Annotated in this window: 5 protein-coding genes and 4 pseudogenes; 6 read left to right on the top strand and 3 right to left on the bottom strand. The window is 67.4% G+C overall.

The window, feature by feature from the left end; genetic code table 11:
- Positions 1 to 14 precede the first annotated feature (14 nt).
- Positions 15 to 341 carry a transposase gene (locus IO33_RS54375; RefSeq protein WP_425348006.1) on the bottom strand — a complete coding sequence of 109 codons (327 nt, stop codon included), beginning with the start codon at positions 339 to 341 and terminating at the stop codon, positions 15 to 17.
- Positions 342 to 457: 116 nt separating this feature from the next.
- On the opposite strand from IO33_RS54375, the pseudogene IO33_RS50025 reads away from it, so the two are divergent.
- Positions 458 to 554: pseudogene (locus IO33_RS50025) on the top strand (IS5/IS1182 family transposase); the annotation flags it as partial.
- Positions 555 to 801: 247 nt separating this feature from the next.
- Here IO33_RS50025 and IO33_RS53265 read toward each other — a convergent pair.
- Positions 802 to 1,056 carry a hypothetical protein gene (locus IO33_RS53265; protein ID WP_031174277.1) on the bottom strand — a complete coding sequence of 85 codons (255 nt, stop codon included), beginning with the start codon at positions 1,054 to 1,056 and terminating at the stop codon, positions 802 to 804.
- Positions 1,057 to 1,414: 358 nt separating this feature from the next.
- Between IO33_RS53265 and IO33_RS0141560 the strand changes: the two genes are divergently transcribed.
- Both IO33_RS0141560 and IO33_RS50920 read left to right on the top strand, forming a co-directional pair.
- Positions 1,415 to 3,085, top strand: a complete 1,671-nt coding sequence (locus tag IO33_RS0141560) for a hypothetical protein (RefSeq protein WP_157858078.1) — start codon at positions 1,415 to 1,417, stop codon at positions 3,083 to 3,085.
- The gene (locus IO33_RS50920; protein WP_157858079.1) at positions 3,085 to 3,990 is read left to right on the top strand and encodes a hypothetical protein; all 906 of its coding nucleotides are present in this window, start codon (positions 3,085 to 3,087) and stop codon (positions 3,988 to 3,990) included. The genes IO33_RS0141560 and IO33_RS50920 overlap by 1 nt, the downstream gene beginning before the upstream one ends.
- On the opposite strand, the pseudogene IO33_RS53935 reads toward IO33_RS50920, so the two are convergent.
- A pseudogene (locus IO33_RS53935) lies at positions 3,988 to 4,425 on the bottom strand (transposase); the annotation flags it as partial. The gene IO33_RS50920 and the pseudogene IO33_RS53935 sit on opposite strands and share 3 nt — an antisense overlap.
- Positions 4,426 to 4,628: 203 nt before the next feature.
- Between IO33_RS53935 and IO33_RS48825 the strand changes: the two are divergent.
- The 3 genes and pseudogenes from IO33_RS48825 to IO33_RS48830 form a co-directional block, all read left to right on the top strand.
- Positions 4,629 to 4,880: pseudogene (locus IO33_RS48825) on the top strand (transposase); the annotation flags it as partial.
- A 452-nt stretch (positions 4,881 to 5,332) separates the two neighbouring features.
- Positions 5,333 to 6,550, top strand: coding sequence for an arylsulfotransferase family protein (locus IO33_RS0141570; RefSeq protein ID WP_031174280.1), 1,218 nt, complete (start codon positions 5,333 to 5,335; stop codon positions 6,548 to 6,550).
- A gap of 512 nt (positions 6,551 to 7,062) precedes the next feature.
- Positions 7,063 to 7,239, top strand: a pseudogene (locus IO33_RS48830) (transposase); the annotation flags it as partial.

Here is a 7,239-nt window from a genome sequence, read left to right on the forward strand (position 1 = left end):
CACCACCCCCCAGGTCATCCGTTCGACAGGGGGGAACAGTCATGCCGGGCCCGGAGGCCAGCGGTCCTCTTGCAGGACCGCGGAAAACATAACGGGGGGGGGAGCTCTTCCTTCTTCTCGGTGGTGAGCAGGCCGTCCCGCTCGCCAGCGTCGGCCTGGGCCTGCCGGATCCAGCCTCGCAGGGCCTCGTGATGCACGCCGAGTTCCTCGGCCATGCGACGGATCACGGGCTTCGCCTCGGCGGTCCGGTACGTCCGCACCGCAAGCTCACACAACTCCAGCGGGTACTGCCTCGGGGCAGGCAAGTCAGGGTTCCTCACATCTTGGACCGGTACTCCCACTGGATGCTGGTGATAGCCGTTGTTAGCGCGCTTCCGGCGGCCTTGGGCTGAGCTGAGGCCCCGAGACGCAGGGAAAGGTGACAGCAGGTCAGATGGGACTCATCGGGGGGAGTTTCGCGTGGCTGCACGGCTTTCGACGTCTGCGGATCCGATGCGAACGACGGGCTGACTGACATCCATGAGGGGCTCCTCAAGCTCGCCTGCTGCCTGATCACCCATCGACAACTCGACAAGTTCCGGCGTCTTGTTCGGGGTCTCGGCGTGAAGCCGGTGATCGCCGACTGGGATACCGAGCGTGGCTCGGGGCACCCACGCTGGGGCGTGGAGCGCACGTTCGTCCGCTCGTTCTGGTTCTGCCGTCCAGGCATCCGCTGGGAGGTAGGCGGTGACCTCCACGATGCCTGCCCTCCCATTGATGCCCACTGATCTACCGGCGACGCCTGAACTCAGCTGTCGACCGCTAGTTTTTCTGCAGGGTGCGGGTGGCACCCGCGATGACGGCGGTCGTGAGCACCCAGCCGAAGGCGATCAGCAGGTAGGCCAGCCATTGGAGGCTGTCGTTCGACCAGTACCAGGCCGTGCGCTGCCCTAGGCCGCCGATGGGCATCAAGAGGTCGAGTGTGTGGACGAGGGGCTGAAACCGGGCGCCTTTGCCTCGTTGGGCCGGGTTGGGGGAGTGCGTGCCGAAACACAGCGTGCCCAGCACGGTCAGCACGACAAGCCAGACGCCGGCCAGCTGTGCTCGTTGTCGTGGAGGTAGGACACCTGCGCGCCCCGCAGGTCCATGGTGCCGGACGGCGGCCGGGCCAGGGCGAAGTCGACGGCCTGCATCAGCAAGGCGACCGAAGACGGCCCGTGGCCATCCGGCGGTCCGTTCAGGACGGCACCTTCAAAGGTCACAGGATGTCCGAGATCCGGGCACCTCGCAGCCGTACGGTTCCGTCATTCTGTTAGGGCCTCTAAAGGCGTGCATGCCGGCAACTCTGCATCCGGAGCACACTCAGAGAACTCCCTGGTGATGGCCTGTAGCGCCTACGGGCCATCACAAGTCAGCGCCCTTAATATGCGAGGGGATGGAAGAAAATGCGCCAAGTAGTACAAGTCATACCCAGGGCGGCGCAAAGATCTGGGTGGCGGCGGCCGGTATCAGCTTGGCTCTGGCGGCGTCCCTCACTCTGGCCAACGCCTTGGGCGCAAGACCCGGCGGGGCAGCGACCCTCATCGGTGTCCTGGTCGGCCTGACCGGTTTTCTGGGGTCCGTCACCCAGCTTCTGCGGGACAAACTGGCCGAGGTGCCTCGATGGCAGCGCGCCACGTACGTAGCCGTGATCGGTTGTGTCTTTGCCGGCGGGGTCGTGGTACTCATGCGCTTCCAGGCCCCACCGGCCCCCCTGTACCGGCTGACCGGTCCTCAGGACGTGGCTGTGGTCGGCTTCAAGGACCGTGGCTCCGGGCAAGACCAGCAGCTTTTGGACGATGTCTCCTCGACCTTTGCCCAGTCCCTGAGCAAGGCTCTTCCCAAGGGCACAGTCGTACACGACTACGCAACGCAGTACGACCTTCCGCTGACCGACCTGCTCCACGGCGATCACCGCAGCCTCGACAGCCGCACCCGGAAGTTCGTCGGCCAGTCCAACGCCGCCATCCTCCTCGGCGGCATCGTCACCCCCGGTTCCGGCGGGCAGATCAATGTGCGCCCGGCGGTGTATGTCCGCGCCGACCAGGTGCCCGACGCCCCCGAACTCGCTGGGTGGTACACCAGCGCACCGGTCCCCGCGGACCAGAGCCTCGGCCTTGCCCACAGCCGGGGCGCCCTGGTGGCCGAGCTGGTCCGGCAAGCCAGCGGTCTTGCCCAGTTCACCTCCGCCCTGGACGCCTGGCACTCAGGCCGTACCACCGAAGCCGTAGCTGGCTTCGCCCGGCTGCTGCCCGGCAAAGGGACGTCGGACCTGGACTCCGGCTCCGGATTCGTCACCTCGGACCTTGTCCACCTGTTCCGGGGCCACGCCCTGGAACAGACCACTGTCAACGGGCAGGCGGCTTCGCGTTCCGTGCTGGAGGCCGCCGGCGCCGACTACCGGGCAATCCCCGCGGACTCTCCCATCCGGCTCCGGGCACAGCTCAGCCTGGCCGGCAACACTTATCTGCGTGCAGCGGCAGCGACGGACTGCGTTCCCGGAGCCCTGCGTGACTCGGACATCGCCGGTGTCACCTCCACCCTCCGGCGGCTGATGTCCGACGCGAACTTCACCACGCTGGGCCGCCTCAAAGCCGCGGTCAACCTGGCCCAGGTGGAGTATTGCCGGATCAATGCGGGCCTCACCAGGGACGACGGCACCATCGATGCCGTTGTGCGGCGGGTCCGCGCCGCAGGGCCCGGCGGAGGTGTTCGCGAACTGAAGGCGCTAGCTGTCTCCATCGCCGCCCAGCGCGAGGCGGACCGAGGACACCTGGAGGCCGCGATCTCCGGCATGCGGCAGGCACTCGCGCTGGAGAGCCATTTCGTCGTGCGCGCCCAGTGGCTGGGATGGCTGGCCGCCTGGGCCTTCGCTCGGTGCGACCCGGTCACCGGAGACCAGGCCGCGCGGGATTCTCTCGACCAAATGCGTAACGCCTTCCGCACCGGTGCCGCGAGCCGGCAGGACTACGAGGCGGACCGCAAGTACCTCGACCAGCAAAGGAACCAGGCCCGCACGCAGTGCGCATCTGGGAGCCCACAGCGAGCACATGAAAGGAAACCCTGATGAAGCGTCGACAACTAGCCGGATGGCTGGTGCTGCTGTCCATCGCCGCCGCTGGATGCGGCTCGGCGACCCAGGACGCCACACGTCGAACGAACACGACAACACGAAGCGCAGCGGAGAGCCGACAAGCCGCAGGCGCACGCACGCCCAAGCCGCGAAAGGGCCCGAAACTGCCGGGGAAGTTCAGAAATCTCGCGGCAGGCGACGGCGACGCCCCCGAATGTAAGCGGGATCTGTCCTCTCTGCCTGCCAAAATGGCCACCTCGCCCGCCGTATGGATGAGCACAGTCCAGGGCCCGAGCAACCTCGTGTTCAACCGCGAGAACGCCCTGTGCCTGCACGGCTTCACGGCCGAGCGAGCGGTCACCGTCACCGTGTCTGACGGCCGCCACGGCTACACCACCACCGCGCAGCCCACCGCCGGCAAGCTCACCTTCGACCGGTACGAGCCTCCGGAGTCCCTTTTCAACGGTGCGCGGCTGCGGGTGTACGACATCGGCAGCGGTGTAATGCAAAGTGAAACTTGGGACTTCGTCCCGCAGTCCGCCGCCCGTGAAAGCCTGGCGGCAGCGGGCCACTTCACCATCAGCGCCACCCAGGACAACACCACCGCCTCGTACAAGCAGTCGGTTGCCGTCCCGACGAACCCGGAACGGGCTCGGCTGCGCGGTGAGAGCAAGCGCCGACTGGTCGTCGCCGGTTTCAAGCAGGGAGACACGATTCCCATCGGGCTCTACCGCCTGGCTGCCGGGGCGAGCGATCAGGCGACCCTCGTCCGAGAGCTCGGCAGCGTCGTGATGCCCCGCTCGCGCACCGCCGTCTTCGCCGTCCCGCAATCGGCGGCGGGCAGTACATACTGCGTCACGGTACCCCTGGCTACGCAGTACAATTGCCCGTCGTTCTGATCCTCTGGTCGGGGTGTAGGCGACCTCGACGTTGTTCGCCGCTGCCCACGTCGCGGCTCGCTGACATCGCTTCGCCGTCAGGTGCGGTGAGTAGTTGTCACAGACGATCGCAATGCGCACGTCGACCGGGTGCATTGAGCGCAGGTAGCGGGAGGACTCCAGGAACTTCGACCTGGTCTTGGGTCTTTTTGACGTGCCCAGAAGGCTGGTCCTTGGCAACGTCGTAGGCGGCGAACAGGTGCCGGACGCCGTGCGGTCGGGTGTGGGTCGCCCGTCGGCGAGGCCGGGGCTCCCGGTCGGGATTCTTGTGCTGGCCGCCACGTTCGGCCCATTGCCGGCCGGGTGGGGCTGAAAGCCGAGCGGCCCGAACTCGTCCCGGCAGAAGACGACTTCGGGCTCGCCCTCTTCGGGGATGACCTCGCCGTCGGCGATCGATGAGTTCGGGAGTCACTCATGGGCCCCGGTGGACGATTGGAAGCCCGTCCACCGGCGGATTCCCTGAGTCGCCTCCGTTGACCGTTCCCCCGCGGCCTGCCCGAGCTGCTGGGTCGACTCCACGGTCTGCCGGGGCCACCAGCACGTGGCCGGTGCTGAAAAAGAAGGGGGCGCCACGCCCGTCAGAACCCGACGATCACGCACTCGGACGCTCCCGCGGTGGCCTGAGCACGAAAGTGCATCTGGCCAGCGACAGCCGGGCACGGCCGTTGGCCCTCCACGTCATCGCAGGCCAAGCCGGTGACGCCCCGGAATTCGACACCGTCATGGCCAGGATCCGCATTCCGCGACGTGGACTCGGTAGACCCAGAACTCGACCAGAGACTGTCCTCGCGGACCGCGCGTACTCCTCTCGCGCGATCCGGCGCCATCTCCGTCGGCGCGGCATCCGTGCAGGGCCCGCCGCTGAGCCGGCATGAACAACCCATGGCCGGAGTGATCAGGATGACGTCCGAGGTGAACGCCCAGTGAGAGTGGCACGTCCGGCCGCACGGTCTGGCATGGAGTGCAACAGTCCCGGCCGGTCATCCTGTTCGCTGCGTGGACGTTGATTGACGCTTCGGTCCGTGCGCGGCTACGTTCTGCCATATGCAGCGGCGCAAGATCCTCACGACTCGCGGTCACATCGACCATATGCGGGTGTGTTCTGCTGCGTGTCGTCCCTGTTGAGAGCCGTTCGGCCTCCAGTGGCATCCGTCCGCGCCTGACAGCCTCACTGGCTATGCGCGGTAGCACCCTCCTGTAGTTGCCATCTCTCACTGCGCATGCCCGGTCGGGTGTGCGCCTTCTCCGCATGCCCGTGACCGAGCCGACCGGTTCGGCTTGGGCTGCCAGAAACGGACACCTGATGCGTCACAACTCCATACCCGCGCGGATCCTGATCGCTGCGGCCACCACTGTCGTCACGGGCCTGCTGCCCCTGGCCGGCACCGCATCCGCAACCCTGGACAGCAAGCCGCTGCCACCGGTGACTGTCCTTGCCGACAAGAGCACAGCGAGCCGCGGGGACATCTTCGTCTCGCCGAACTCCGCGAACAGCGCCTACTCCAGCGGCGTGGAGATCCTGAGCGGCGACGGCAGGCGTGTCGTGTGGTCTCACAAGGCGCCGGCTGGGCAGCAGGCGGCGGACTTCCGTGCCCAGACCTACCGGGGCAGGCCGGTTCTGACCTGGTGGCAGGGCACCGGGCTCGGCTCTCTCGCGAGCGGGGTGAACTACATCTATGACAACCGGTATCAGAAGGTCGCCGAGGTCCGTGCCGGGAACGGGTACACCGCCGACGGGCACGAGTTCCTGATCACCGGTCGTGGCACGGCACTCATCCTGGCGTACAAGCAGGAGACCGCCGATCTGACGGGCATCGGCGGCTCCGCGCACCAGGCGGTCATCGACGGCGTGGTGCAGGAGATAGACATCCGCACGGGCCGGGTCCTGTTCCAGTGGAAGGCGGCCGATCACGTGCCGTACGCGCAGAGCGAGCAGCCGCTGCCGTCGTCGCCGAACAAGCCGTGGGACTGGTTCCACATCAACGCGGTGAAACCCGACACCGATGGTGACCTGCTCATCGATGCCCGGAACACGTGGACCACGTACAAAGTCGACCGGCACAACGGCACCGTGCTGTGGCAGCTCGGCGGCAAGGCCAGCACGTTCAAGGAGCAGGCCGCGCCCGGCCAGTACCTGAACACGGCCGGGACGATCTTCTCGTGGCAGCACGATCCCGAACCGCTCGGCGGCGGCCTGTACAGCTGGTTCGACAACGAGTCCGCGGGAGCCGCGAACACTGGGGCCGGGGCGGTGGAGGAGCTTCCCTTCAGCCGTGTCGTCACCGTCCGCGTGGACGAGAAGGCGCGTACGGCGACGCTGGTGAAGTCTGTGAACCAGCCGGACTACCTCAGCGCGTCCTCACAGGGCAACGCGCAGCCGCTCCGCCGGGGAGGGGCGTTCGTCGGATGGGGGTCGCTTCCGTACGTCTCCGAGTTCAACGCCTCGGGGAAGGCCGTGTTCAAGGCCCAGTTCCCCACGGGCGTGAACAGTTATCGCGCGTACCGCTTCCCCTGGAAGTAGGCCGGTTTTGAGAGGGCGCAGCAATCTGCCCAAGGTCGTCCGTGACCATCTGCCGTTCGCGCACGGCGGCGTGGTCTCGGTCGCCAGGCAGGCCCCGACCGGTGAGGCCCGGACATCGTCATCCCGCTGACCCGCCCGCTCGGGCCGTACAGCCGGCCCGCGAGTCCCATCTCGTCGACATGCTCGCCCGGCAGGGCACGACGGTGAACGCCACGATGCACATCAACCAGCACTCCGCCGCTTCCAACCCCGGGGCCCTCACCGACCGGTTCGCCGATGGCATCGTGCGCCGGTCGCACCGCGGCCGGCTTCGCCGCCGGGTCCCGTCCCCTGTCAGATCGGGAAACGGGGCCCGGCGTCCTCACGCCCCACGGATCAGTTCACGGTGCCCAACACGGCGCATCCGGGGGAGCGGTTCGAGGTCACGGCCGAGGTGGGGGGTACTGCTGGCGTACCGGAAGAGAAATGCGTCCGGTGTAGTTCCCCCTGCAGGGAAGGGCTGAGCTGGCATCGTCGTCGACACCGAGCCGGACATCCTGCCCGAGGCGGAGACCGACGCCGGTATCGACCTCGGCCTGTCCGCCTTCGCTGTCCTGTCCGACGGCCGGAAGATCAACAGCCCGCGCTTCCTGCGCCGGGCCGAGAAGAAGCTCAAGCGCCTTCAGCGGGAGCTGTCCCGCAAGGCCAAG

The organism is Streptomyces durhamensis (genome assembly GCF_000725475.1).
Classification (GTDB): domain Bacteria; phylum Actinomycetota; class Actinomycetes; order Streptomycetales; family Streptomycetaceae; genus Streptomyces; species Streptomyces filipinensis.

Coding starts and splice junctions, on each gene's coding strand:
- IO33_RS0141570 (WP_031174280.1), top strand. CDS start 5,333: ATGCGTCACAACTCCATACCCGCGCGGATCCTGATCGCTGCGGCCACC.
- IO33_RS0141560 (WP_157858078.1), top strand. CDS start 1,415: ATGGAAGAAAATGCGCCAAGTAGTACAAGTCATACCCAGGGCGGCGCA.
- IO33_RS50920 (WP_157858079.1), top strand. CDS start 3,085: ATGAAGCGTCGACAACTAGCCGGATGGCTGGTGCTGCTGTCCATCGCC.